This window comes from Paracidovorax cattleyae (assembly GCF_900104515.1).
Lineage (GTDB): Bacteria > Pseudomonadota > Gammaproteobacteria > Burkholderiales > Burkholderiaceae_C > Paracidovorax > Paracidovorax cattleyae.
This window is the reverse complement of record NZ_FNJL01000009.1, coordinates 99,632-123,530: the sequence shown is the minus strand read 5'-3', so window position 1 is coordinate 123,530 and position 23,899 is coordinate 99,632. Positions and strand designations below refer to the sequence as shown.

General features: G+C 70.1%; 22 protein-coding genes. 14 read left to right on the top strand and 8 right to left on the bottom strand.

Annotated elements, in window-relative coordinates; translation table 11 throughout:
- Window positions 1-69 precede the first annotated feature (69 nt).
- Window positions 70-1,209, top strand: a complete 1,140-nt coding sequence (locus BLR05_RS09375; RefSeq protein ID WP_092834100.1) for an MFS transporter — start codon at window positions 70-72, stop codon at window positions 1,207-1,209.
- A 66-nt stretch (window positions 1,210-1,275) separates the two neighbouring features.
- Here BLR05_RS09375 and BLR05_RS09370 read toward each other — a convergent pair whose 3' ends face one another.
- Window positions 1,276-1,986 carry an SDR family oxidoreductase gene (locus BLR05_RS09370; protein WP_092834098.1) on the bottom strand — a complete coding sequence of 237 codons (711 nt, stop codon included), beginning with the start codon at window positions 1,984-1,986 and terminating at the stop codon, window positions 1,276-1,278.
- 135 nt (window positions 1,987-2,121) lie between these two features.
- Here BLR05_RS09370 and BLR05_RS09365 point away from each other — a divergent pair, with 135 nt between their 5' ends.
- On the top strand, window positions 2,122-2,997 hold the full coding sequence (locus BLR05_RS09365; protein ID WP_092833980.1) for a LysR substrate-binding domain-containing protein: 876 nt from the start codon (window positions 2,122-2,124) through the stop codon (window positions 2,995-2,997).
- Between the two features lie 60 nt (window positions 2,998-3,057).
- Here BLR05_RS09365 and BLR05_RS09360 read toward each other — a convergent pair whose 3' ends face one another.
- Window positions 3,058-5,274, bottom strand: a complete 2,217-nt coding sequence (locus tag BLR05_RS09360; RefSeq protein ID WP_092833978.1) for a rhodanese-like domain-containing protein — start codon at window positions 5,272-5,274, stop codon at window positions 3,058-3,060.
- Window positions 5,275-5,529: 255 nt separating this feature from the next.
- Here BLR05_RS09360 and BLR05_RS09355 point away from each other — a divergent pair, with 255 nt between their 5' ends.
- Both BLR05_RS09355 and BLR05_RS09350 read left to right on the top strand, forming a co-directional pair.
- A complete protein-coding gene (locus BLR05_RS09355) occupies window positions 5,530-6,546 on the top strand; it encodes a tripartite tricarboxylate transporter substrate binding protein (RefSeq protein ID WP_092833976.1) in 1,017 nt (338 codons plus the stop codon).
- Between the two features lie 73 nt (window positions 6,547-6,619).
- Window positions 6,620-6,946 carry a DUF2322 family protein gene (locus BLR05_RS09350; protein WP_092833974.1) on the top strand — a complete coding sequence of 109 codons (327 nt, stop codon included), beginning with the start codon at window positions 6,620-6,622 and terminating at the stop codon, window positions 6,944-6,946.
- A gap of 75 nt (window positions 6,947-7,021) precedes the next feature.
- Here the strand turns inward: BLR05_RS09350 and BLR05_RS09345 are convergent, their stop codons facing one another.
- From BLR05_RS09345 to BLR05_RS25815, 3 genes are read right to left on the bottom strand one after another with little or no spacing between them, the layout of a single operon-like run.
- Complete coding sequence (locus BLR05_RS09345; protein ID WP_225978895.1) at window positions 7,022-7,537, bottom strand: hypothetical protein; 516 nt, start codon at window positions 7,535-7,537, stop codon at window positions 7,022-7,024.
- Complete coding sequence (locus BLR05_RS09340; RefSeq protein WP_092833972.1) at window positions 7,534-7,890, bottom strand: hypothetical protein; 357 nt, start codon at window positions 7,888-7,890, stop codon at window positions 7,534-7,536. The genes BLR05_RS09345 and BLR05_RS09340 overlap by 4 nt, the downstream gene beginning before the upstream one ends.
- Window positions 7,891-7,918: 28 nt before the next feature.
- On the bottom strand, window positions 7,919-8,188 hold the full coding sequence (locus tag BLR05_RS25815) for a hypothetical protein (protein ID WP_143015883.1): 270 nt from the start codon (window positions 8,186-8,188) through the stop codon (window positions 7,919-7,921).
- Window positions 8,189-8,460: 272 nt separating this feature from the next.
- Here BLR05_RS25815 and BLR05_RS09335 point away from each other — a divergent pair, with 272 nt between their 5' ends.
- Window positions 8,461-9,429: an alpha/beta hydrolase gene (locus BLR05_RS09335; RefSeq protein ID WP_208605995.1), complete on the top strand. Its 969-nt coding sequence runs from the start codon at window positions 8,461-8,463 to the stop codon at window positions 9,427-9,429.
- Between the two features lie 45 nt (window positions 9,430-9,474).
- Window positions 9,475-9,948, top strand: a complete 474-nt coding sequence (locus tag BLR05_RS09330; protein ID WP_092833970.1) for an SRPBCC family protein — start codon at window positions 9,475-9,477, stop codon at window positions 9,946-9,948.
- A gap of 39 nt (window positions 9,949-9,987) precedes the next feature.
- Here the strand turns inward: BLR05_RS09330 and BLR05_RS09325 are convergent, their stop codons facing one another.
- On the bottom strand, window positions 9,988-11,271 hold the full coding sequence (locus tag BLR05_RS09325) for a phospholipase D-like domain-containing protein (RefSeq protein ID WP_092833968.1): 1,284 nt from the start codon (window positions 11,269-11,271) through the stop codon (window positions 9,988-9,990).
- Window positions 11,272-11,473: 202 nt separating this feature from the next.
- Here BLR05_RS09325 and BLR05_RS09320 point away from each other — a divergent pair, with 202 nt between their 5' ends.
- From BLR05_RS09320 to BLR05_RS09310, 3 genes are all read left to right on the top strand, one after another.
- The gene (locus tag BLR05_RS09320) at window positions 11,474-12,340 is read left to right on the top strand and encodes a M23 family metallopeptidase (protein WP_092833966.1); all 867 of its coding nucleotides are present in this window, start codon (window positions 11,474-11,476) and stop codon (window positions 12,338-12,340) included.
- Window positions 12,337-13,029 (top strand): pseudouridine synthase, encoded by a 693-nt coding sequence (locus BLR05_RS09315; RefSeq protein ID WP_377777907.1) that lies wholly within the window; start codon window positions 12,337-12,339, stop codon window positions 13,027-13,029. The genes BLR05_RS09320 and BLR05_RS09315 overlap by 4 nt, the downstream gene beginning before the upstream one ends.
- Window positions 13,030-13,168: 139 nt before the next feature.
- Entirely contained in the window at window positions 13,169-14,206 is a 1,038-nt protein-coding gene (locus tag BLR05_RS09310) for a tetratricopeptide repeat protein (RefSeq protein WP_167361227.1), read from the top strand.
- Between the two features lie 31 nt (window positions 14,207-14,237).
- On the opposite strand, the gene BLR05_RS09305 is transcribed toward BLR05_RS09310, so the two are convergent.
- Complete coding sequence (locus tag BLR05_RS09305) at window positions 14,238-14,900, bottom strand: hypothetical protein (RefSeq protein ID WP_092833960.1); 663 nt, start codon at window positions 14,898-14,900, stop codon at window positions 14,238-14,240.
- 136 nt (window positions 14,901-15,036) lie between these two features.
- Between BLR05_RS09305 and BLR05_RS09300 the strand changes: the two genes are divergently transcribed.
- The 5 genes from BLR05_RS09300 (at window position 15,037) to BLR05_RS09280 (ending at window position 22,761) form a co-directional block, all read left to right on the top strand.
- Entirely contained in the window at window positions 15,037-16,353 is a 1,317-nt protein-coding gene (locus BLR05_RS09300) for an MFS transporter (RefSeq protein ID WP_208605994.1), read from the top strand.
- A gap of 130 nt (window positions 16,354-16,483) precedes the next feature.
- Entirely contained in the window at window positions 16,484-18,094 is a 1,611-nt protein-coding gene (locus BLR05_RS09295; RefSeq protein ID WP_092833956.1) for a methyl-accepting chemotaxis protein, read from the top strand.
- A gap of 95 nt (window positions 18,095-18,189) precedes the next feature.
- Complete coding sequence (locus tag BLR05_RS09290; protein WP_092833954.1) at window positions 18,190-19,542, top strand: ABC transporter substrate-binding protein; 1,353 nt, start codon at window positions 18,190-18,192, stop codon at window positions 19,540-19,542.
- A gap of 206 nt (window positions 19,543-19,748) precedes the next feature.
- A complete protein-coding gene (locus BLR05_RS09285) occupies window positions 19,749-21,398 on the top strand; it encodes a DUF1800 domain-containing protein (protein WP_092833952.1) in 1,650 nt (549 codons plus the stop codon).
- 64 nt (window positions 21,399-21,462) lie between these two features.
- A complete protein-coding gene (locus BLR05_RS09280; RefSeq protein WP_092834092.1) occupies window positions 21,463-22,761 on the top strand; it encodes a DUF1501 domain-containing protein in 1,299 nt (432 codons plus the stop codon).
- A gap of 61 nt (window positions 22,762-22,822) precedes the next feature.
- On the opposite strand, the gene BLR05_RS09275 is transcribed toward BLR05_RS09280, so the two are convergent.
- The gene (locus BLR05_RS09275) at window positions 22,823-23,785 is read right to left on the bottom strand and encodes a DHH family phosphoesterase (RefSeq protein ID WP_092833950.1); all 963 of its coding nucleotides are present in this window, start codon (window positions 23,783-23,785) and stop codon (window positions 22,823-22,825) included.
- Window positions 23,786-23,899: the final 114 nt, after the last annotated feature.

Genomic DNA, 23,899 nt, shown 5'->3' with positions numbered 1-23,899 from the left:
CGCAGGCAAGGAGGTGATCCGATGAACATCCGGCAAAAGGAAGTGCCGGAAGTGCCGGCACGCACCTCCATCCCGCTGCCCCTGCTTGCGCTGGCGTTGGCGGCCTTCGCCATCGGTACTACCGAGTTCGTCATCGTCGGACTGCTGCCATCAGTCGCGGCCGACACGGGCACCAGCCTGCCGCAGGCCGGCCTGCTCGTCACCGGCTACGCACTGGGCGTCGTCATCGGTGCACCGCCACTGGCCGCGCTGACGGCGAGGGCCATACCGTACAAGGCGCTGTCGGGCCTGATGCTGCTGTTCATCGCAGGCAATGTGATGTGCGCCGCCGCACCCAGCTACGGCTGGCTGATGGCCGGCCGCATTGTCGCGTCGCTGACGCACGGCGCCTTCTTCGGATTGGGCGCGATGGTGGCTACCGCGCTGGTACCGCCGCAGCGGCGCTCGGCCGCGATTGCACTGATGTTCAGCGGACTCACGCTGGCCAATGTGCTCGGCGTGCCGGCAGGTGCGTGGATTGGTCAGCACGCCGGCTGGCGCGCGACGTTCTGGGTGGTGAGCGGACTGGGGCTGCTCGCGCTGGGGGCGCTGCTGGTGCTGGTGCCGCGCGGGCTGCGCCTGCCGTCGCCGGAGGGCGGGTCCAGCGGCTGGGCGCTCCTGCGCCGCCCGCGACTGCTTGGTGCACTGGGCCTCACCGCGCTCGGCTTTGGCGGCATCTTCACGACGCTGACCTTCCTGTCGCCGCTGCTGCAGGCGGAGAGCGGCTTCACGGCCACGGAGGTCAACGGCCTGCTGCTGTTGTTCGGCCTGGGCCTCACCGTGGGCAATCTGCTGGGCGGCTGGGCGGCCGATCGGTGGCCCGTGCGCTCGATGTTCGTCTTCCTCGCGGCGCTGGTCGCGGTGGAACTGGCGCTGCACTTCGGGCTGAAGGTACAGGCATGGGTCATGACCTGCATGGTGCCATGGGGCATGGCCGCGTTCGCAACCGCGCCCGGGCTGCAGAGCCGCGTGCTCGGCGAGGCTGCCGGGGCACCGGCGTTGGGCTCGACACTCAACATCGCGGCATTCAACCTCGGCAACGCGGGCGCGGCCTGGCTGGGGGCAGAGATGCTGGGCGCAGGCCTGGCATTGTCGTGGCTGCCAGTGTTGTCGGCGGGGCTGGCAGCAGCGGCGATAGCGCTGCTCGTAGCCATGGAGAGGGGCCGATAGCAGCACGCGGCGGCATGGCGACCCGCCGTGGACCCGCGGCATCGCGATGATCACCCCTTCCCCCCCTCACCCCGCGCGCGTCACCCCTCCATCCACCCGCAAACTCTGCCCGGTGATGTAGCCCGCCCCCGCCGACGCCAGGAACGCCACCGTCGCCGCCACCTCCTCCACCCGGCCATACCGGCCCAGCGGGATCGCCGCGCGGCGCTCTTCCCATTCGGGCAGGCTGTCGATCCAGCCCGGCAGGACATTGTTCATGCGGATGTTGTCGCGCGAAAAGCTGTCCACGAAGATGCGGGTGAACGAGGCGAGGCCCGCGCGCATGACGGACGAGGCCGGGAACAGTGCGCTGGGCTCCAGCGCCCAGGCGGAGGAGATGTTGATGATCGCGCCGCCCCGGCCCTGCCGTTGCATGAGCGGCACCACGAGCCGTGTGGGCCGCACCACGTTCAGCAGGTAGGTGTCCATGCCCTGCAGCCAGTGCTCGTCGGAGAGTTCCAGCAGCGGGGCCCGGGGACCATGGCCCGCGCTGTTGACCAGCACGTCGATGCGGCCCCACTGTTGCTCCGCGCGCTCCACCAGGATGCCGAGGTCTTTAATCGACTGGTTCGATCCGGTCACACCCACGCCGCCGAGTTCCTCGGCCAGTGCTTCGCCCTTGCCGGACGACGAGAGGATGCCGACGTGGAAGCCGTCCGCCGCCAGCCGGCGTGCCGCTGCGGCTCCGATACCGGACCCGCCCGCGGTGACCAGTGCCACCTTTTTTTCTACTGCCATCACCATCTCCGTCATCGCCATGACCGTTCTTGCATGCCCCAAGGGGGAGTCCGCTGATTGTGGAATCGCGCGGCACTTTCAGGGCAGGAGATTGCGGCAGGCAGGCTGCTTCGATCCAGTAGAAAATCTACACCCATGATACCCCCCCTGGACCGCCTTCCCTCGCTCAATGCCCTGCGCGCCTTCGAGGTGGCGAGCCGCCATCTCAACTTCCGGCTGGCCGGGCAGGAACTGGGGGTGACGCAGGGCGCGGTGGCGCAGCAGATCCGCGCGCTGGAAACCGAGCTGGGCATGAAGCTGTTCGAGCGGCATCCGCGCACGCTGGTGCTGACGGCCAACGGGCAGCGCTACGTGGTCGGCGTGCGCCGTGCGTTCGACCTGCTCGCGGAGGCCACCCGGGGCCTGCGGCCCGAGCCGGGGCACCTGACGGTGAGCGTGACGCCGACCTTCGCCACCAAGTGGCTCATGCCGCGGCTGGGGGCGTACACGCACGCCCATCCGGCGACGGAACTGCGCGTGCTGGCGACCGAGCGGATCTCGCACTTCCAGACGGAGGCGATCGACCTGGCCGTGCGGTACGGCCGCCCGCCGTTCGGCCCGGGGCTGCAGGCCGACCTGCTGTTCGAGGAGTGCCTCGTGGCCGTGGGAAGCCCGCAGGCACAGGCACATTGGGCGGATTCTGGCCGCACCACGCTGCTGCACGACGGGCAGTCGTCCTGGGAGGAGTATTTCGAGCGGTGTGCGCCCGGCAACTTGTTGCCCGCGAACACGGCGCAGGCGATCCGGTTCAACCAGACGACGCTGGCGATCGACGCCGCGCTGATGGGCCAGGGCCTGGCCCTGGTGCAGGAGCAATTCGTGGCGCAGGACCTGGCCGCGGGGCGGCTGGTGCAGCCGTTCCCGGACAAGCTCCGCACCGATGCGGGGTATTACCTCGTGCATCCCCGCAGGCAGCGCCACCCGGAGGCGGTGGCGCAGGCGAGGCGGTGGTTCCTGCGGGCCGCGCAGTGATTCCGCTGTGATCCTGCGGCCACTGCGCGGCGATCGATCGGGCAGCCCGTCAGGCGCGGGCTACGCAGTCGCTCCCAGGAGCCGGATACCCGTCTGTCCTTCCCGCTCCAGCTGAGCGACCAGGCCCAGTTCCCAGTCCAGGTATTCACGGAAGCCCGCGTCCCGCCGTTGCAGGTCGCGGTGCGCATACGGGCTGTACCAGTGGTCGTCGTCGCCGGTGAGCACGCCGGCATCGCCCGCTTCCACCGGCAGGCCGGCAGCAGCCCAGGCCGCGGTGCCGCCGGCGATGGCGCGCACGTCGCAGCCAGTGCGCGCGGCCAGCTCGGGCGCCACGGTGCGGGGCAGCAGGCCGTCGGGCGAGGTGAGCAGCACCACTTCGCCATCAGGCAGGTCGGCCACGAAGGCCGCGAGACGGTCGGGCACGGCGAAGCGCGCGCCGGCGATGTGCTGGCGCTCGAAGGCGGCGCGCCGGTCCACGTCGAAGACGGCGGCACGGCCCTGCTCAAGCAATGCCTGGGCCTGCTGCGGCGACACCAGCGGCACAGGGGCATGGGATGCAGGCACGCGCACCGGTTCGGGGCCGGTTTCCAGCGTGGACAAGGCCGGCGGAGCGAACACGAATACTTCGTGGCCGCCCAGTTGCGCGAGCCAGGCGCCGGTGGTGAGGGCACGCACGCCGTCCCAGTCGGCCAGCACGATGCGCGCGCCGCGCGTACCGGCGTACTCGTCGGTGGCCTGCACCAGTTGGCCACCGGGGGCCCAGCGCCAGTCTTCCAGGTGGCCGGCCTCGTATTCCTCGCGCGTGCGCACGTCGAAGCGGTAGAGCGTGCGCTCATGGGCCTGGGCCTCCAGGCGCGCCAGGCCGGCAGCATCGATGCGCTGCACCCCGGCACGCTGCGCCACGGCGGCCGCGCGCTCGCGAGCGACCGCAAGGGTGTCTGGCGAGGGCTCTGGCAGCGGCGTGGCGCGGCCGTGCGCGAGCGTGCGGCCGGTGAGCAGCCAGTCCATGGTGCCGTTGCGCAGCGAGGCCACGCGGTTGGGAATGCCGGCATCGATCAGTGTCTGCGCGCCGACGATGCTGCGCGTGCGGCCTGCGCAGTTCACCACCACGAAGGTCTCGGGGTCGGGCGCCAGCTCGCCGATGCGATAGACCAGTTCCGCACCCGGCACGCTGTGCGCGAAGGGCAGGCTGAAAGCCGCGAACTCCTCGGGCGTGCGGCTGTCCACCACCACGATGTCGTCGCCGCGCGCGATGCGCTCGTGCAGCTCGCTCGCGTCGATCCAGGGCGTGTGTTTCTCATGTTCGATGACTTCGCCGAAGGCCTTGCTGGGCACGTTGGTGCCGCTGAAGATTTCATAGCCCGCGGCGGCCCAGCCATCGGTGCCGCCTGCCAGCACGGAGACGTTGCGCCAGCCCAGGCGCACCAGCTTGGCGGCGGCCTCGTGGGCCAGCGTTTCGTCTCCGTCCACCAGCACGGTGCGCGTGCCGCGGCGTGGCACCAGCCGGTCGATCAGCAGCTCCAGCCGCCACGCCGGTGCGGAGGCCGCGAACAGGATGTGGCGGTGCGTGAACACGCCGGTCTCGCGCACGTCGAGCACGGCGATCTCTTCGCCGTCGTGCAGCGCGGCCTTGAGCGCCTGAGGGGTGACGAGCGCATGGCGGATGGATTTCGGGGGGCCGAAGGTGCGGTAGGTGCCGCCCTCGCGGGTCTCGAACACCACGCGGCCGGGCATGCGGTCCAGCGCGCGGCCGTAGAAGTGCAGGTGCAGGCCGGGCTCGCCGCCCACGAGTTCGATGGTGTGCACGTCGGTGGGCGAGAGCTGCACCGAGACGCCCGGGACCACGTCCACGGTCTTCTCCGCCGCGAGCGCGTCGCGCGCCGGGTCGGCCGTAGTGGCGCGGCGGTAGAACACGTTGCGCTCGTTGCCGGAGATGCCGGCGATGATCGCCCAGGTGGTGTGGTCGTGCGGCGGCTGGGCCTTGCCCGGCAGGCCGGCCGATACGTAGAGCGCGTGGCGCCCGCCCGGCTCTTCGCTGAGGCGGTACACCTGGGCAGGATTGTCCTCCGACACCGGGAAATGCGCGGCAGGGAACAGTTCGCGCTGCAGCCCGAGCTGCTCGAGCGCCGCGGCCACGGCGCGCAACTGGTCGGGCGTGGCGGCTTCGGGGTCGGGCACCAGGCGGCGCGCGGTGGCGATGAAGGCCGCCACGGCGGCGGCGCGGCGGCTGGCGATGTCGCTGCCGGAGAAGTCGATGGAGAGAGAGGTCTGGGTCATGGGGGGCCTTTGGCAAGAGCGACCCGTACGTTAGGCATCCGGCGCACCGTTCGCCAACGAAGGAAACCGGCTATCGATATGCGGCAGGCGGGATGGCCTTCAGCGGCGTGCCTGCCCGCATGGCAGGCACGCTGGCGTCATATCCATAGTCGCGAATCTTCGTTCCCCCGCGGGGGATGCAGGCCTAGGCTGAACGCAGGCTCCCGGCCCGTCCGGGCTGTTTCGTTTCCCTTGCCATTCGCCCAGGTCCGCACCATGCTCCCCTCCCGAAAGACCGTGTTCACCGCCGCCACGGCAGCGCTCGCGCTGGCCGCCTTCGCCGCCACCACCCTGCATGCCTCCCGTTCGCACGCCGCATCGGACGCGGCGGCCGGGTTCCCCTCCAAGCCCGTGCGCATCATCGTTCCGGTGGCGCCCGGCGGCAGCGCGGACAAGCTCACCCGCACGCTGGCCGACCGGCTCGGCGCACTCTGGGGCCAGAGCGTGATCGTGGAGAACGTGGCCGGTGCCAGCGGCACCATCGGCGCGGCCCGGGTGGCCAAGGCAGCGCCGGACGGCTACACGCTGCTGCAGCAGGGCGAGGGGCTCACGCTCAACGGCATCCTGTTCCGGGGGCTGCCCTACGACACGGACAAGAGCTTCACGCCCATCATCAAGGCGGTGGTGAATCCGCAGATCCTGGTGGTGCATCCGGCCACCGGCATCACCAGCCTGGCCGACTACGTGGCAAGGGCCCGGGCCCGGCCCGAAAGCATCAGCCTGGGGTTGCCGGGCAATGGCGGCATCGCCCACGTGGCGCACGAGATCCTGTCGCAGGAGACGGGGGCGCGGGTGAACTACATCCCCTACCCCGGCGGCGGCCCGGCCACCGTGGACGTGCTGGCCGGCCACACGGACGCGACCCTGATCACCCTGGCCGCCGTGACCGACCATGTGCGCGCCGGCAAGCTGCGGGCCCTGGCGGTGACCACCAGCTACCGGTCCCCCGCCCTGCCCGCGGTGCCCACCGTGGCCGAGGCCGGAGGGCCTCCCGGGTTCTCGGTGGAGAGCTGGCAGGGCTACTTCGCGCCGGCCGGCACGCCTCCCGCCATCGTGGCCAAGATCAACCGCGATATCGCTGCCGTGCTGCAGGCGCCCGACGTGCGCGCGCAACTGGAGTCCCAGGGCTTCCAGGTGGCCGGTGGATCGCCCGGCGACCTCGCGCAGAGCCTGCGGGCGGAGCAGCCGCGGTATGCGCAGGCGATCAGGACGGCGGGACTGGCGTTGCGCTGAGGTCGAGGGCCCTCCTCTTCCCGGGCGGAGGTACGATCCAGCGGTCGTTTTTCTTCCCCCTTTTTTCCTCAGCATGAATTTCTCCGAGCGCCTGAAGCAACTTCCCTCCGTCGCCCATCTTTCCGCCCTGCATCTGCTGGGGCCCGACGGCGGGATCGCCGCCACGCTGGAGAACAAGCCTGGCCAGGCCGGCTCGCTGGCCGTGTACCACGCGCTGGGCCAGCTGTACGGTGGGCGCATCACGCCTGCCGCTGCCGCGCTGGGACTGGAGTGGTACGCGGAGCACACGGCGGATGCGCAGGCGCATCCGGGCAAGCATCCCAACATCGACCGGCTGGTGGAGTGGGCGAAGGGCGACGTGGCCTATGGGGTGCGGCTGGTGCCCGCGGTTTCATCCTGATGAAGCGGCTCGGGCAACTGCCCTGCCATCACGATGTTGCCGGGGTTAGGCAGTGCGCTCCGGTCGATGGCTTCGTCAGACAAACCTTTGTGGCATGAAAATAAATGCCGTGGCGATGTTGGATACCAGCAGCAGCCAGGCTGCGGTTGCGAGCGCTGAAAAACGCCAAGCGGAGGCGCGCTGCACCAAAACCGACCCACGGAAGAAACAACCCACGACGGGAATTATCGCTGCGCTGGCTACAAGCCACACCAGCGCGAAGCTCCCGAACCGCGCAAACCCGGTCTGCAAGCGCATTCCTGTCAGCATGGCTCCCAGATAAAACAATATGATCCAGGCGGCAGCCTCGACCCACCAAAGACGGGGCGCGCCGGCCCAAGTGGGATTTCCATGGGGCAGCAGTCGCAGGCAAATGAAACCAAGACAAACCAAGGCGACCAGGAAAACCGTCGCACTCGCGATGATCGACAACTCCTGCCATGCACCGATACCGAGATAGAAAAACGGCACGATCGCCAAGCCAAGCATGACGGAAGCCAAGCCAAGTGCGCCCCACCGGTCGCAAGAATGTTGTTGCATCATTTCTTTCATACTGCAGGCACTTCGTAGCTTCTGGTCAATACCACCCGGGTGACCAACGGAGGGTAGGTGAATTGATGCTGGAGTTGCCACCAAGCCGTGATGCCGACTCTTTGGGCGAAAGAAAAACCATCGTCGGATTGAGCGCCATACTCTCTCAAGTCATCATCATCCAGGCCAAAAACGTCGTACAAGACAAACTTCAATGTTATTTGATACTGACCCTTCTCACGATTATAGCGATAAGCAGTGGCTATAACATAAACATGCTGGACGCCGTTGATCATCAGACCGAGGCCGTTGCCATAGTCCTGGGTTGCGAAAAATTGGCTGCCGGCATTAAACGCAGGCACCCCCAAGTCCATCGGCACCTGCAGATTCCTGATGTTCCAGTCAGCATTCTTGAGCCACTCCGGTCGTATCTGCCTTGGCAAAAATTCCCAACAATTTTTCCATCTTGGGTTTCAGCGCATCCACCGTGTCCCCGACACTCTGCCGCTGCGGCGCCGATGCTCTACAGCCATAGGTGATATCCTGTCCATATCGAGGAGCGGGAACTGAAGGGAGATGCACACCGTCGGCAAATGGATGAATGGGGGAGAGATATCTATCTTTAGCGACCGCCACAACTATGGGTTCATTTATTTCGCTGATGAATTTCATTGTCAACAATTGTGCCAGAGAGGTGCACATCCTTCACAAATATTATTTCCCAGCTTTTACCCAGTCCATCAAGCATCGAAGTATGTTTATAAAAAATTTAATCAATTAATTCATAAAACTTATTTATAAATCAACCTCGATCACAAAAGTTTGGAAAACCCGGTCATTCATAATACTTTTCGTCAATGGAATGAAACAAAATTTTTCATTCAAAAATCCAAAATTCGGCAGAGAACGTACAAAGCTGTGAACCCCTTGCATGGGAAACTCACGTGCCTCCTATATTTTCGCCCCCTACGTATTTCTGGAAACGCACTGCCCGCCTGGCCGGCCTCCTGGCCCTGGCCGCCTGGCTGAGCGCCTGCTCTGGCGTAGGCACCCTGAATGCGCTCACGCCGCGCAGCGCCGCCGCGGTGGACACCGGCGTGGCCTACGGCCCCCTGCCCCGCCAGCGGCTGGATGTGTACCGCCCCTCGGTGGCCGCCCCGGCCGGCGGCTGGCCGGTCGTGGTGTTCTTCTATGGCGGCACCTGGCACAGCGGGGAACGGGGCGATTACCTGTTCCTGGGCCAGGCGCTGGCGTCGCGCGGGGTGCTGGCGCTGGTGGCGGACTACCGGCTGTATCCGGAGGTGCGTTACCCGGATTTCGTCGCCGACAGCGCGCGGGCGGTGGCCTATGGGCTGGAGCATGCGGCGCAGCTCGGCGGCAATCCGCGCCGGGTGTTCGCGATGGGGCACAGCGCGGGCGGGTACAACGCGGCGATGGTGGCGCTGGACCCGCGCTGGCTGGCGGCCACGGGGCATGCGCCGCGCGAGCTGGCCGGCTGGATCGGGCTGGCGGGGCCGTACGACTTCTTTCCCACGGACAACCCGCAGGCGCAGCCGGTGTTCTTCCATCCGAACTACCCCGCGCGTGCGCAGCCCATCGAGTTCGCGCATCCTGCCGTGCCCGCGCAGGTGCCGCGGGCCTTCCTGGGCGCGCCGGAGAAGGACCGGCTGGTGAGCCCGCAGCGCAGCACGCTGCAGCTGGCGCAGGCGCTTCGGGCGGCGGGCGTACCCGTGGTACTGGAGCTGTATCCGCGCGCCAGCCACACGACGCTGGTGGGCGCGTTCGCGTGGCCGCTGCGCTGGGTGGCGCCGGTGCTGGACGATGTGGCCGGGTTCATCGACTCGGCCCCGCCCGCAGCGCCGGCACCCACGCTCCGGGATGCCCCGCTTGAAGGAGCGCGGGCAGGCGGCTAAGTTGGCGGCTTTCCCGTTCTGCACGCCCTGCGCAAGGAGAGACGCATGCCTGCTTCCAGCCACGACGCCCCCGCCGGTACCGGCACCGTGACCCTGCACCGCGTACTGCGCGCGCCGGCCGAGCGGATCTACCGCGCCTTCCTGGACCCGGACGCGATGGCGAAGTGGCTGCCGCCGCACGGCTTCACCGGCCGGGTGCTGGAGATGGACGCCCGCGTCGGTGGCCGCTACCGCATGCAGTTCACGCACTGGGGCAACGGGCAGGTGCATGCGTTCGGCGGCGAGTACCTGGAACTGGTACCGGGCGAGCGCATCGTGCACACCGACCGCTTCGATGCGACAGGCCTGCCCGGGGAGATGCGCACCACGGTCGAGTTCCGTGCCGTGTCCGTGGGCACGGCGTTGCGGGTGGTGCAGGAAGGCATTCCCGCCATGATTCCCGTCGAGGCCTGCTATCTCGGATGGCAGGAGTCGCTGCAGTTGCTCGCACAACTGGTGGAGCCGGAGATTCCCGGCTGAGCGCGGCCGGCGCCATCCTGCCGGTGCCGGCCCGCGCGCTCAGAGTTGCGATCCGAGCAGGCCGGTGATGCGCTCGGCGATCCGCTCCCGCAGGGGCCGGTTCAGCCATTCCTGGTGGGTCACCCGGCGGGACTGGCGGATGTCCTGCTCGAAGACCTCGGTCTGGCGACGGGCGAAGGCCTCGTCATAGACGTTGAGGTTGGCCTCGTCGTTGAGCCGGAAGGAGCGGTTGTCGAAATTGGTGGAGCCGACCGAGACGATGCGCTGGTCCACGATCATGACCTTGCAGTGGTACATGGTGGGGCCGTAGGTGTAGATCTCCGCTCCCGCCTTCAGCAGCGGGCCCCAGGTGCCGCGCGATGCAGCCTTGACGGTCTCGGTATCGGTGTGCTCACCGGGGGTGACGATGCGTATGCGCACGCCGCGGCGCAGCGCGTCCAGCAGCAGGTTGCGAGTGAGTTCGTCGGGCACGAAATACGCCGCGGAGAGGTCGATGCTGCGCTCGGCCGCGGTGACGGCCATGTGGTACATGAGCTGCATGCTCTCGCTGCCGCTCGACGGCGAGCTGGAGAACATCTGCGCGCGCTGCGTGCCCGCGGGCGCGAGCCTGGGGAAATACGCATCGCCATGCAGCACCCTGCCGGTGACCTTGAGCCAGTTGTCCAGGAAGGTGGCCTGCATGTGCGCCACCCCCGGGCCACGCACGAGGTAGTGCGAATCGCGCCAGTGGTCCGGGTCCTGCGCGTTGCCGGTCCACTGGGGCGCGATGCCCACGCCGCCCGTGAAGCCGGCCACGCCGTCGACGATGAGCAGCTTGCGGTGCGTGCGGTTGTTGAGCCGCGCGAGGTTGTACCAGTGGGGTTTGTGGAATTTCTCGATCTCCACGCCGGCGGCGCGCATCTCGTCGAGGTAGCTGTCTTCCATCCTGGAGCTGCCCACCCAGTCGAGCAGCACGTGCACCTTGACGCCCGCGCGGGCGCGTTCGCTCAGGGCGTCGGCGAACTGCTTGCCGATGTCGCCGGACCAGTAGATGTAGGTTTCGAAGGTGATGGAGCGGCGCGCGGCGCGGATGGCGGCGAGCATGGGCGGGAAGATGCGATCGCCGTTCTGCAGGTCCATCACGTCGTTGCCCTCCACGATGGAACGCCCCAGCAGGTTGCCCATGGCCCGCTCGAACTGGGGACTGGAAGTGCCGTACAGGCGCGGCAGCTGCTGGCGGACCTGCGGCTCGCCCGCAGTGAAATTGAGTGCCAGCAGCGCCGCGGCGGCGGTCGCGACGAAGGTGATCAGCGCTGTGCGCAGCGTGCGGCCGGGGTTCTGCATGGCAGGGGATTGTCGAAGCCGCCGCGGGCCGCCCCTGTAGGCCGGCGCCTCCAGCCGCCTACACTGGCAAGCCTACCCGGACGGGCGCCCGCGCGCCATCGATTGCCTGCAGACCATGCCTTCGCCATCCTCCCGATTCGCCATCCCCTCCCTTACCTCCCCGGACACCGCCGGGCCTTCCGGCGTGGTCGCCGGTCCATGGATGCCCTCGCGCCGCGCGGCGCTGGTTGCCGGCACCGCGCTGGCGGCCTCCTTGCGGACGGGTGCGCTGCAGGCGAAACAGGCTGCGGGCAGCGCGCAGGAAGGCGTGTGGCCACGGGCGCTGCAGGTGCCGGGCGGCGTGGCGCGCCTGTCGCTGGGCCCGGCGGCGCAACGGCCCCAGGCGCATGCGGGCGATGTGCCGCTGCTGGTGCTGGGCGATGCCATCGAGTGGACGGCGATCGTGGGCATCGCATTGTCGGCGCCCACGGGCACGGCCTCGGTGCAGGTGCAGTCCGACGGCGAGGCCCCGCGCGACATCGCCTGCCGCGTGGAGCCCAAGCGGTACAAGGAACAGCGGCTGACGGTGGCGCCGCGCACGGTGGACCTGTCCGCCGAGGACAACGCGCGCTACGAGCGCGAACGGGCGCACCAGCAGCAGGTGATGGCCACCTTCTCCACGCCGCTGCCGCGCGCCATGGACCTGGCGATGCGCCAGCCGGTGCCCGGGCGGCGGTCCAGTTCGTTCGGGCTGCGGCGCGTGTTCAACGGGCAGGCGCGCAATCCGCACAGCGGCATGGACATCGCGGCGGCCACCGGCACGCCCGTGGTGGCGCCGCTGCCGGGCAAGGTGATCGACACGGGGGACTATTTCTTCAACGGCGGCACGGTCTGGCTCGACCATGGCGGCGGCCTGCTGACGATGTACTGCCACCTGAGCGCGATCGACGTGCAGGTGGGCGATACGCTCGCCACCGGCCAGGCGTTCTGCAAGGTGGGCGCCACCGGGCGCGTGACGGGGCCGCACCTGCACTGGGGCGTGATGCTCAACCGGACCATGGTGGACCCGGCGCTGTTCCTGCCAGCATGACGCGCCGCGGAAATGGAACCCCGCCGCCGACACGGCCCGGCGAGAACCGGCGCGGGTCCAGCCCGCGACCCGGAGCGCGGCGCGCACCGGTGGAACGTGTCGGACTTCCACGCCTGCTGCGCTTCCACAAGCCCTACGGCGTGCTGAGCCAGTTCACACCCGAGGGCCGCTGGCGCGGGCTGAAGGATTTCATCGACCTGCCGGGCGTGTACGTGGCCGGCCGGCTGGATGCCGACAGCGAGGGACTGCTGCTGCTGACCGACGACGGCGGGCTGCAGGCGCGCATCGCCGATCCGCGCTTCAAGATGGAGAAGACCTATTGGGTGCAGGTGGAGGGCGTGCCGGACGCGGCAGCGCTGCAGGCGCTGGAGCGCGGGGTGCCGCTGAACGACGGCCCGACGCTGCCGGCGCGCGCCCGGCGCCTGGATGCGCCGCCGCCCGTGGGCGAGCGTGAGCCGCCGATCCGCGTGCGCCAGCACATTCCGGACACCTGGATCGAGCTGGTGATCCGCGAGGGCCGCAACCGGCAGGTGCGGCGCATGACGGCGGCGGTGGGGCATCCCACGCTGCGGCTGGTGCGCGCGGCGATCGGCCCCTTCGCGCTCGACGGACTGGCGCCCGGCACCTGGGCGGAGGCGGAGATTGCAGCGGCACTGGCGGCGCGGCGGCCCGGCACCCACCGGACGTGACGCCGGCCGGCGCGGGGCCACAGCGAACCGGGCAATGAGCGCGCAGGCCGCTGCGCAGGAGAGACAATCGCGGCCATTCCACCGCGCGCGGCTCCTGCAGGCAGCGCCGCCTCGGCAACGCCACCCGCAAAGGACACATATGGCAGCAGGCACCTCCTCCCCCACCGACCACCGCCGCACGCGCGACCAGCGCGCGGGCACGCTGCCGGCAATGGAAGAATGGTCGCTGGTACCGCTCGATGGCGCGGAAGCCGCCATCCCGGATGTGGCCGCACTGCTCGCGTCCGCTCCCGTGCCTGGGCGCCCTTCCGCGCCGGCCGCTGCGCACACCCCGGCACCGCCTGCCGCACCTGCGGCCTCGCGGGCGGGCGGCACCGGCGTGGCCCGTGCGGCCGGCATGCCGGCGCGTAGCGCGCGTGGCCTGCACGACTGGCCCTGGACCTGGCTGGTGCTGGCCGGCGGCGTGGCGGTGCTCGCCAGCCTGCTGGCCTGGAAGTCGGTCCACGACCGGACGCGCGCCGCCGAACAGGCGGCGCGGATGGAGGCCGATGCCCGCGCGGCGCGCATCGCACAGGCAGGACAGGCGCAGGACACGGACGCGCGCATCGATGCGATCCACAGTGCCTGGCTGCGCGGCCAGGGCGCGACGGAACTGCCCGCGGTACGGGCGATGGCACAGGACGGAAACGCCCGGGCGATGGTGCTGCTGGGCACCATGCTGTCCGAGGCGCACGGCATTCCGAAGGACCGCCCGGAGGCGGTGCGCTGGCTGGCGCAGGCGGCGGACGGCGGCTCCGCGCTCGCGGCGGTGCGGCTGGGAGCGATGTACGAGCGCGGCGGGGACGGCGAGCCGCGCCAGCTGTCCGCCGCGGAGAACTGGTATCTGCGCGCCGCACGCCAGGGCGATGCCGCCGGGCTCTACAGCCTGGGCACGCTGTATGCGCGCGGTGGCGACACCGTGGTGCAAAGGCCCATCACCGCCTGCATGCTGATGGAACTCGCGGCCCGCGCCCATGCGGCATCGGGCCGGGACGACGTGCTGCTGCCGGCAGGCCACAGTGCCCTGGGCGCGCGGGCCGCCCAGATGCGGCTGGCAGGTGCCCTGGGCATGCAGGACGCGGCGGAAGCACAGCGCCGCGCCGACGCCTGGAAGCCGGGCCAGCCGCTGGACCTCTGACCCCGCGGGGCGGTGGGTCAGCGTGAGCCCATCACCGCCGGCGCCACCAGAGGAACAGCGCCAGGAACGTGAGGCCGAAGAACAGCGGGATCCAGGCCATGAAGGTTTCCAGCAGCGACGAGGGGCGCATGCCGGACCAGATCTCGATGCGGACCCGGTCGATGCGCAGATTGCGGGCCGCAGCGAATTCCGCCACGGGCGCGAGCTTGCGGTCGGTCTTGAAGCTCACGGGCGGCGCGGCGCCGGCCATTTCCACGGGCTGGCCGGCGCGCAGGCCCTTGGCCACGATGTTCGGGATGACGTTCAGGCGCGCGCCGTTGTCGATGGACCAGCCCGCCATCCAGCGCGAACCGGCCTCGCCGTCGGCCAGCGCCACGCCCGAGATGTGCAGCACCACGGTATAGGGGTTGCCGCTGGCGGGCAGGTCGATCTCCTGGCCGGTATAGGACTGCGTGTCGGCGAACGGCATGCCGCCGGGTGGCAGTCCTTCAGCGGCGACCACGCCCTTCTTTTCCTGGAACCGTGCCAGCCGGGCCAGGGCATCGGGAGGCATTTCCTGGGTGGCCACCACGCGCCGGCCCCAGGCCTCCTTCGCGTGCGCCGCCGGCGCCATGCAGGCGCAGGCAAGGGCCAGCAGCGCGGCGGCGAGGCCGCGGGAGCCTGCGAGGACGGCGGGAGTCGCGAAGGTTTTCATGGATGCGGAGCGTGTGGCGGGATCGGTGCGGCGACACGGCCGCGGCGGCGAGTGTATCCAGGCGCAAGGCCCGTTCAAGCCGGGCATGGCGGGGCCGGCAGCGGATTCCGGGCGGCGGCGCGCGCGAAGGGGTAGCATGCAGCCCGTGCCTGTTCCTCCGTCCAATCCGCCTTCCTCCGCTCCCTCCTCCCCGGTGTCCCGCCCTCCCGGCATTTACAGCCACCCTGGTTTTCTCGCGTTCATCGTGGCGCGGGTGGCGGCCATGTTCGCCACGCAGGTGCAGGCGGTGGTGGTGGCCTGGCAGGTATACGACCTGACCCGCGAACCCATGGCGCTGGCCTGTGTGGGACTGGCGCAATTCCTGCCCATGCTGGCGCTGCTGCTGCCCGCAGGAGACCTGATCGATCGCGCACAGCGCAAGCGCATCCTGTGCGCCAGCTGGGCCGTGGGCGCCGTGTGCAGCGCGGCGCTGTGGTGGCTCGCGGGTCACGGCACCGCGGGGGTCACGGGCATCTACGCGGTGCTGGTGCTGTTCGGCGCCTCCCGCGCGTTCTCGGCCCCTGCGCTGCAAAGCCTGCTGCCGCAAGTGGTGCCCCGCGAGCGGCTGGCCTCGGCCATCGCCGCCAATTCCATGCTGATGCGCACGACGGCCATCGCCGGTCCGTTCCTGGGCGGCCTGCTGTACGCGGCCGGCGGCGGCGAGCTGACGTATGCCGTGTGCCTCGTGGCATTCGCCTTGGGAGCCGCGCTGATGCTGCGGGTGCCGGTGGCGCATGCGGCACCGCCGGGGCCGGTGCTGGGGACGATGCGCGAGCGCTTCGGCGAGGGCATCCGCTTCATTCGCTCGCGGCCCATCATCCTGGGCACGATCTCGCTGGACCTGTTCGCCGTGCTGCTCGGCGGCGTGATCGCGCTGCTGCCCATCTATGCGCACGAGGTGCTGCACGTGGGGCCGGAGGGCCTGGGCGCGCTGCGCAGCGCCATGGCCATGGGCGAGGTGGGCATGGGCTTCTACCTGAGCATGCGGCCCTTCAACCGCAGGGTGGGCGCGACGATGTTCATCGCGGTGGCCGTGTTCGGCGTGGCCAACCTGGTGTTCGCGTTCTCGACCGTGTTCTGGCTGTCGTTCGCGGCGCTGGTGGTGGCGGGCGCGGCGGACATGGTGAGCGTGTACATCCGCGGCTCGCTGGTGCAGTTCTCCACGCCGGACGCCATGCGCGGCCGGGTGAGCGCGGTCAACATGCTGTTCATCGGCTCGTCCAACGAACTGGGCGAATTCCGCGCCGGCACCAGCGCCGCCTGGCTGGGCACCGTGCCCGCCGCCTTGGTCGGCGGCCTGTGCACGCTCGGGGTGGTGGGGGCCTGGGCCTGGATGTTCAAGCCCCTGCGGAGGGTGGACCGTTTCGAGGAGGCATCGCCCCAGGCGGGCGCCGAGCCGGTCCAACGCCACTGATTCTCGATAACCCCTTTGCAGATGTGGTATTTTTGCCAATTCACTGTTGCAATCTTTTGCGGAAATCGGGGCTTCTACTGAAATGCGGGACCATCGGTCTCTAATGGAATCATTTTTTCGGGAGAACCCAATGAACAAAGATGCAAAAGTGCGTACCCAGCTGATGTTGGCTTTCGGCACGATGGGGGTGCTGATCCTCTTCATGTCACTGTTCGGCCTCACCGCGCTGGGCGACGCGACCACACGCTTCCAGGGCTACGTGCACGGCATCGGGGCGCGCACGGCGATCACGGCCCGGTTGCGCACCGCCATCGACGAGCGCGCCATCGCCGCGCGCAATATCGTGCTGGCGACCACGCCGGCCGAGGTACAGACGGAGAAGTCGCGCGGCGAGCAGGCCCACGCCCAGGTCCAGAAATCGCTTGCGGAGCTCAAGCAGCTGATGGCGCAGGCCACGGACACGTCCGACAAGGCGCGCGCGCTGGTGGCGGAAATGGACCGGATCGAGCAGAGCTACGCACCCATCGCCCTCGGAATCATCAACATGGCGGCGCGCGGAGAACGCGAGGCCGCCATCACCAAGCTGAACGGGGAATGCCGCCCGCTGCTCGACCAGTTCGCGGCCATCACGTCCGAATACGCCCAGTTGTCCCAAACCAATGCGAACCAATTGGCCGACACTGCCGCGGAACGGCTCGCGGCGGAACGCGCCGCGCTGATCGCGGCCGCGCTACTGGCGTTTGTCATCGCCACCGCGGCGGGCCTGGTGATCACGCGCAGGCTGACGGGCGCGCTCGGGGGCGAACCCGCGGAGCTGCGGCAGATCGCAGAGCAAGTGGCCAGCGGCGACCTCTCTCCCATGCAGCGCCAGGGCGCGATCATGCCGGGCAGCGTGCTGGCCTCGCTGGCGAGAATGCATTCGACGCTGGCCCATATCGTGACCGACGTGCGGCTCGCCTCGGACTCGATCACCACGGGATCCGGCGAGATCGCCACCGGCAACACGGACCTGAGCCGGCGCACGGAGCTGCAGGCCGGCGCCCTGCAGGAGACGGCATCCGCCATGGAAGAGCTGAGCGCGACGGTGCGCCACAACGCGGACAATGCCCGCGCCGCGAGCCAGCTGGCGACGGGCGCCACCAACGTGGCGAACCGCGGCGGCCAGATCGTCGAGCAGGTGGTGGACACCATGCAGGAGATCAGCGCCAGTTCCCGCCAGATCACGGACATCACCGGGGTGATCGACAGCATCGCTTTCCAGACCAACATCCTGGCATTGAATGCGGCCGTGGAGGCCGCACGGGCGGGTGAGCAGGGGCGCGGCTTCGCCGTGGTCGCCGCCGAGGTCCGCACACTGGCGCAGCGCAGCGCACAGGCGGCCAAGGAGATCCGGGCGCTGATACTGGGCAGCGTGGAGAAGGTGGACCGGGGAGCGACCCTGGTCTCCCAGGCGGGCACCACCATGGCGGAGATCGTGACGGAGATCCGCCGCGTGAGCGAGATCGTGGGCGAGATCAGCGTGGCGAGCGCGGAGCAGAGCGACGGAGTGCTGCAGGTGGGCCAGGCGGTGGCGCAGATGGACCAGGCCACCCAGCAGAATGCCGCGCTGGTGGAGGAAGGTGCGGCGGCAGCGGCCAGCCTGCGCGACCAGGCCCGGCGGCTGGACCAGTCGGTGTCGGTGTTCCAGGTGCCGGGTCTCGCCGGCGGCGCGGCACCTGCGCACCGGCTGGCGATGTCCTGAGCGGGCGCGGGACATGCCCGCGCCTTGGGGACGTGGACCGGTGGACTGCGCACTAGAATCCGCGCCACCCTTTCAACCCCGACGCGCTTTCGTCCATGCATTCCGCCACGGCCCGCGGCCCCGCCGCACTTTCCCGCACTCGCCGCTGGCCGGTGCGGGCCACCGGATGGCTGGCCGGGCTGCTGGTGGCGGCCTGGGCCGGCGCGGCCGCGGGCGCGCCGCCCGTCCGCCCCGCGTCGCGGGCGGCCGAGCCTGCGGCACTGCACATCTGGCACTGCTGGGCCTCGCCCGGTGAGCGCCAGCGCAGCGCGGTACTGGCACGGCATCTGGCGCGGCACGGCCTGCACTGGACGGTCGAGGAGCCGGTGTGCGACAACGGCAACAGCGCGCTGTCGGTGTTCACCCAGCGTTTCCAGCACCGCCTGCCGCGCCCGGCCGCGGTGATGGCGGCGGGCGAAGGCGCGCCGCCGCTGGCCGCCAAGGGCCTGCTGCTGCCGCTGGACGCCATCGCGCGCGAACAGGAGTGGGAAGAGGTCGTGCCCCACGCGCTGCAGGAATGGGCACGCTTCCGCGGCCACTGGATCGCCGCGCCGCTGTTCGTGCATTCCACCAACCTGCTGTGGTTCAACAAGCCTCTGCTCGACCGCCTGGGCGGCACCGTGCCCGATACCTGGGACGAACTGCTGGCGCTGCTCGCCCGTGCGCAGGAAGCGGGCATCGTGCCGGTGGGGATTGGCGCCGATGCGTGGGAATACTCGTTCTGGTTCGAGTCCGTGGCGGCCGGCGCGGGCGGTGCGGCGTTCTACCGGCGGTTTTTCCTGGAGCACGACCGGCGTGCCTACGACGAAGCCGTCGTGATGCGCATCTTCGCGCGCATGGCGCAACTGCGGCCCTACCTGCGCGCGAACGCGGCCTCGCGCGACTGGAGCAGCGCCAGCGGCCTGGTCGAGCAGGGCAAGGCGCTGCTGCAGATGCAGGGCAGCTGGCTGAACGGCGAGCTGCGCCAGCGCGGGATGGAGGCCGGGCAGGACTACCTGTGCCCGCGCTTCCCGGACACGCAGGGCATGGTGCTCTACATCGGCGACCAGATCGGCTTCGTGCGCGGCGCGCAGGTGGATCCGGCCGCGCAGCGGGCCTTCATGCGCATGGCGATGGACCTGGACTTCCAGCGCGAGATGGGCATCGCCAGCGGCGCCGCGCCCGCGCGCGTGGACGTGCCTGACACCGGCGCGGACGCCTGCGGCCGCCAGGCCATCCGGGACCTGCGCAGCGCCAACATGCGGCGCACCGTGCTCGCCTCCTTCTCGGCGCTGTCCCCGCGCTCGGTGCAGCAGCACATCAACGACATCGTCATGCAGCACCTGCAGGGCCGCATCGACGACGCGCGCGCCACGCAGCGTCTCAAGGACCTGTTCCTGGGCACCGGACCGGTCGGGCCCGAACGCTGAAGGGCGCTCGCCCCGGGTCGGCCATTCGCTATGTATTGCATAGCACTGCAGCCAATAGATGCAGGGGGTTCCGCACTTTTCTCCTGATGAGATGGACGGCACGCGGCGATACATCTGTGTCCGCCGGGTAAAACCTCGCGCGCCCCCTTGCGGGGCCCTGCGCGGCGGCGCACCATGCGCCCCACAGCCACTCTTCCTCCAACACCATGCTGTCCTTCGTGAACGCCGCTGCTGCCCGTGCCGCGTCCGCACGCGGCCCCGAAGACCCGGATGTCGCGCCCGCCACCATCGGGCGCCGCCAATGGCTCGCCACCGCCGCAGTGGGCCTGTGCGGAGCCGCCGGACTCACATTGGCCGCACCGCCCGGCGCCTTCGCCGCGGAAAGCGACCGCGACGCGCCCCGCTCCCCCGCGGAAGGCGCGCGCCTGCTGGACCGGCTCACCTGGGGCGCCAATGCCGCGGCGCTGGAGGGGCTGCAGCGCATCGGCCCGGCGGCCGCCATGGCCGCGCTGCTGCGCCCCGCACCCGACGCCCCGCTGCCGCCCGAGGCGCAGGCGCAGATCGACGCCATGGCCATCACCCGCACGCCGATGGAAACCCTGGCCACCGACCTGCAGACCCGCCAGCAGGCGATCAGGAACGAGCCCACCGAAGACGCCCGCAAGGCCGCCCAGGACGCCTACCAGCGCGACATGCGGGCGCTGCAGCGCGAGGCCGAGCGGCGCTTCGTGCTGCGCGCCGTGTACTCCCCGGCGCAGCTGCAGGAGAAGATGACCTGGTTCTGGATGAACCACTTCAACGTGTTCGCAGGCAAGGCCGACATCCGCGCCATGCTGGGCGACTACGAGGACCGCGCCATCCGCCCGCATGCGCTCGGGCGCTTCCGCGACCTGTTGGGCGCCACGGTGCGGCATCCGGCCATGCTGCGCTACCTGGACAACGCGCAGAACGCCGCCCGCCGCATCAACGAAAACTATGCACGCGAGCTGATGGAGTTGCACACGCTGGGCGTGGACGGCGGCTACAGCCAGCACGACGTGCAGGAGATGGCACGCGTGCTCACCGGCCACGGCGTGTCGCTGCGCCCGCTGGACGAGCCGCCGCCGAAGCTCAAGCCCGAGTGGGCGCGCCAGTACGTGCGCCGCGGCCTGTACGAGTTCCACCCGCAGCGCCACGACTGGGATCCGAAGGAGCTGCTCGGCCAGCCGCTGCAGGGCCAGGGCATGGCGGAGCTGGACGAGGCACTGGACCGGCTCGCCCGCGCTCCGGCCACCGCGCGCTTCGTGACCCGCAAGATGGTCGCCTACCTGGTCGGCGACGCGCCGCCGCCCGCGCTGCTGCAGGCGATGGCCGAGCGCTTCCAGCAGACCGACGGCCACATCGGCGCGGTGCTGCAGACGCTGTTCACGAGCGAGGCGTTCCAGGCCTCGCTCGGCACCCGGCTGCGCGACCCCGTGCAGTACGTGATGGCCGGCCTGCGACTGGGCTACTCCGACCGCGTGCTGGCCAACCCCGATCCGGCACTCTCGTGGCTGCAGCGCCTGGCCGAGCCGCTCTATGGCCGCGTCACGCCGGACGGCTATCCGCTGGACGCGGCTGCCTGGACCAGTTCCGGCCAGATGGCCGTGCGCTTCGAGATCGCGCGGGCGCTGGGCGGGGCCGGTACCGGCGCGCTCTACCGCGCCGAAGGGGCGCCGCCGCCGAAGGTGCAGCCCCCTGCGATCGCGCAGAACGCCGCCTTCCGGGCGATCGAGCCGCAGCTGGCGCCGGCCACGCGCGTGGCGCTGGCGCGTGCCGGTTCGCCCACGGAATGGAACACTTTCTTGCTGTCCGCCCCCGAATTCATGTACGCCTGATGGCCGCTCCGGGCGTTGCGAATGCAGCGCTCCCCGCTCCCCGATGACCCAGGAAAGGCCTGCCATGACGCATCCCGCCTCCCCCCGAGATTCTTCCCTGCCCCACAATGCGGCCGATGCCGTGCCGGGCCTTGCCGGCATCGCGCCCACGCGCCGGCGCTGCCTGCAGGCGCTCGCCGCGCTGGCCGCACCGGGCGTGCTCCAGGCCAGCCTGGCGGCCACGCCGCAGGGCGCCGCGGACGCGCGCTTCCTGCTCGTCTTCCTGCGTGGCGGCTACGACTGCGCCAGCCTGCTGGTGCCCACCGCCAGCGACTTCTACTACGAGAGCCGCCCGAATATCGCCATTCCCCGACCCGGCACCGAGGGCGGCGCCCTGCAGCTCACGGCCGACTGGGGCCTGCACCCGGCGCTGGCCGGCTCGCTGCAGCCGCTCTACGCGAAAAAGCAGGTCGCCTTCGTGCCGTTCTCGGGCACCGAGGATCTCACGCGCAGCCATTTCGACACGCAGGACAGCATCGAGCTGGGCCAGCCCGTGGACGCGCGGCGGGACTACCGTTCGGGCTTCCTGAACCGGCTGGCGCTGGAGCTCGGCGCCCAGCCACGCTGGCACGACCACCTCTCGCCCATGGCCTTCACCGACACGCTGCCGCTGGTGCTGCGCGGCGGCTACGACGTGCCCAACACGGCCCTGGCCGCGGCCGGCGCAGCCAAGCCGGGCATCGACGAACGGCAGGCAGGATTGATCGCCTCCATGTACCAGGGCACGCCGCTGGCCGGGCCCGTGGCCGAAGGCTTCCAGACACGCGACGAGGTAGCGCGCACCATGCAGGGCGAGATGGACGCCGCCAGCCGCAACGCGCTCAGCACCAAGGGCTTCGAGGGCACGGCGCGGCGCATGGCGCGGCTCATGCAGTCGCGCTACAACCTGGGCTTCGTGGACGTGGGCGGCTGGGACACGCACGTAGGCCAGGGCAACGCCACCGGCGCACTGGCCAACCGCTTCGAGGAACTGGGGCGCGGCCTGGCCGCCTTCGCCGACGAGATGGGCCCGGCCTGGGACCGCACCACCGTGGTCGTGGTGAGCGAGTTCGGCCGCACCTTCCGCGAGAACGGCAACCGCGGCACGGACCACGGCCACGGCAGCGTGATGTGGGTGCTGGGCGGCGGCATCGCCGGCGGGCGCATCGCTGGCGATCAGCAGGCCCTGACCGCGACCACGCTGTTCCAGAACCGCGACTATCCCGTGCTCAACGACTACCGCGGCGTGCTGGGCGGCATCTTCGCGCGCATGTATGGGCTGAATGGCGGGGCGCTCTCGCGCGTGTTCCCGGGAGCGAAGCCGAAGGACCTGCGGCTGGCCTGACGGGTGGGGCCGCTGCCTGGCCCCCTGAGGCTCCCGTGGCGCCCTGCCCGCCCCTGCCAGGTCAGCGCTGCGCTGCGCCGCCCGAGCGGAAGTCGCCCCCCAGCAGTTCGGGCAGGCGATCGCGCCCCATGCGGAACCCGCAGGCCTGCGCATGCCCGCCGCCGCCCATGCGCGTGGCGAGCACCGAGCAGTCGTAGCCGCGCTGCGAGCGCAGGCCGACCTTCACTTGGCCGTCCTTGCCCACCGCCCACATCAGCGCGAAGGTGCCGGACTGCTGCGACAGCATCTCGCCGATCAGGCTGTGGAAGGCGCCCGGGGCATTGACCATCAGCCCCTGCTCGCCATCGAACACCAGCGGCTGTGCGCCGCCGGCCACATCGGCCGCGAGGTGGCGGAATTTCTCGTCCATGGCCTCGCCGCGCGCGACGAAGGCCTGCGTCGCTTCGGGCGTGAAGCGAGCGATGGCGTCCCAGCGCGCGAAGTCGAAGGGCTCCATGTCCAGCGCGGCGACGTAGCCGGCGGTCTCGGGATACTTCCAGTTCCAGAGGTCGCGGTCCTCGATGAAGCGAACGAGGTCGGGCAGCGGCGCATCCGCGTGGAAGAAATCCCAGGCGAGGCACGCGCCCGACTTCTCCATGTCGAAGTGCACGACGCCGCAGCGGCATGCGAAGCCCGTGAGCTGTTCGGCGGCGCTCTTGTGGTGGTCGAGCATCACCAGGCGGGCGGCGCGCTCGTCGATGGCGCGCAGCAGCTCGGGCGGGAACGAGAAATCCAGGATGTACACGTACCGGCCATCGAGGGGCGGCAAATCCTCCACCGACTTCGCCTGGCCGTGGGAGAGACCCACGCATTCCACCGCGCCGCCGTAGTAGCGCCAGGCGGCCAGCGCGGCGCCGAAGCCGTCGGCGCAGCGGCCATGGTAGAGCACCAGGGGGGATGGGTCGCCGGGCGACGGGGCCATGAGCAGTGTCTGGGGCAGCAGGGTGCGCGCGGGAGCGGGGGCGGAAGTCGTCGTCGTGGTCATAGGGGCGCGATTGTCGGCGACATCGGGGCTGGCGTGCTCGCGCGGGGCGCGGAACAATGGCGTTGTCAGGGCAGCGTGCAATCCGCTGCCACCGCGCCCTGCCCCTCATCCACT

Bases quoted from the DNA above. Each gene is read 5' to 3' on its own strand.
- BLR05_RS09370 (WP_092834098.1), bottom strand. From the start codon at position 1,986: ATGGCAGTAGAAAAAAAGGTGGCACTGGTCACCGCGGGCGGGTCCGGT.
- BLR05_RS09365 (WP_092833980.1), top strand. From the start codon at position 2,122: ATGATACCCCCCCTGGACCGCCTTCCCTCGCTCAATGCCCTGCGCGCC.
- BLR05_RS09360 (WP_092833978.1), bottom strand. From the start codon at position 5,274: ATGACCCAGACCTCTCTCTCCATCGACTTCTCCGGCAGCGACATCGCC.
- BLR05_RS09355 (WP_092833976.1), top strand. From the start codon at position 5,530: ATGCTCCCCTCCCGAAAGACCGTGTTCACCGCCGCCACGGCAGCGCTC.
- BLR05_RS09350 (WP_092833974.1), top strand. From the start codon at position 6,620: ATGAATTTCTCCGAGCGCCTGAAGCAACTTCCCTCCGTCGCCCATCTT.
- BLR05_RS09345 (WP_225978895.1), bottom strand. From the start codon at position 7,537: ATGAAAGAAATGATGCAACAACATTCTTGCGACCGGTGGGGCGCACTT.
- BLR05_RS09340 (WP_092833972.1), bottom strand. From the start codon at position 7,890: ATGGACTTGGGGGTGCCTGCGTTTAATGCCGGCAGCCAATTTTTCGCA.
- BLR05_RS25815 (WP_143015883.1), bottom strand. From the start codon at position 8,188: ATGAAATTCATCAGCGAAATAAATGAACCCATAGTTGTGGCGGTCGCT.
- BLR05_RS09330 (WP_092833970.1), top strand. From the start codon at position 9,475: ATGCCTGCTTCCAGCCACGACGCCCCCGCCGGTACCGGCACCGTGACC.
- BLR05_RS09325 (WP_092833968.1), bottom strand. From the start codon at position 11,271: ATGCAGAACCCCGGCCGCACGCTGCGCACAGCGCTGATCACCTTCGTC.
- BLR05_RS09320 (WP_092833966.1), top strand. From the start codon at position 11,474: ATGCCCTCGCGCCGCGCGGCGCTGGTTGCCGGCACCGCGCTGGCGGCC.
- BLR05_RS09315 (WP_377777907.1), top strand. From the start codon at position 12,337: ATGACGCGCCGCGGAAATGGAACCCCGCCGCCGACACGGCCCGGCGAG.
- BLR05_RS09310 (WP_167361227.1), top strand. From the start codon at position 13,169: ATGGCAGCAGGCACCTCCTCCCCCACCGACCACCGCCGCACGCGCGAC.
- BLR05_RS09305 (WP_092833960.1), bottom strand. From the start codon at position 14,900: ATGAAAACCTTCGCGACTCCCGCCGTCCTCGCAGGCTCCCGCGGCCTC.
- BLR05_RS09300 (WP_208605994.1), top strand. From the start codon at position 15,037: ATGCAGCCCGTGCCTGTTCCTCCGTCCAATCCGCCTTCCTCCGCTCCC.
- BLR05_RS09295 (WP_092833956.1), top strand. From the start codon at position 16,484: ATGAACAAAGATGCAAAAGTGCGTACCCAGCTGATGTTGGCTTTCGGC.
- BLR05_RS09290 (WP_092833954.1), top strand. From the start codon at position 18,190: ATGCATTCCGCCACGGCCCGCGGCCCCGCCGCACTTTCCCGCACTCGC.
- BLR05_RS09285 (WP_092833952.1), top strand. From the start codon at position 19,749: ATGCTGTCCTTCGTGAACGCCGCTGCTGCCCGTGCCGCGTCCGCACGC.
- BLR05_RS09280 (WP_092834092.1), top strand. From the start codon at position 21,463: ATGACGCATCCCGCCTCCCCCCGAGATTCTTCCCTGCCCCACAATGCG.
- BLR05_RS09275 (WP_092833950.1), bottom strand. From the start codon at position 23,785: ATGACCACGACGACGACTTCCGCCCCCGCTCCCGCGCGCACCCTGCTG.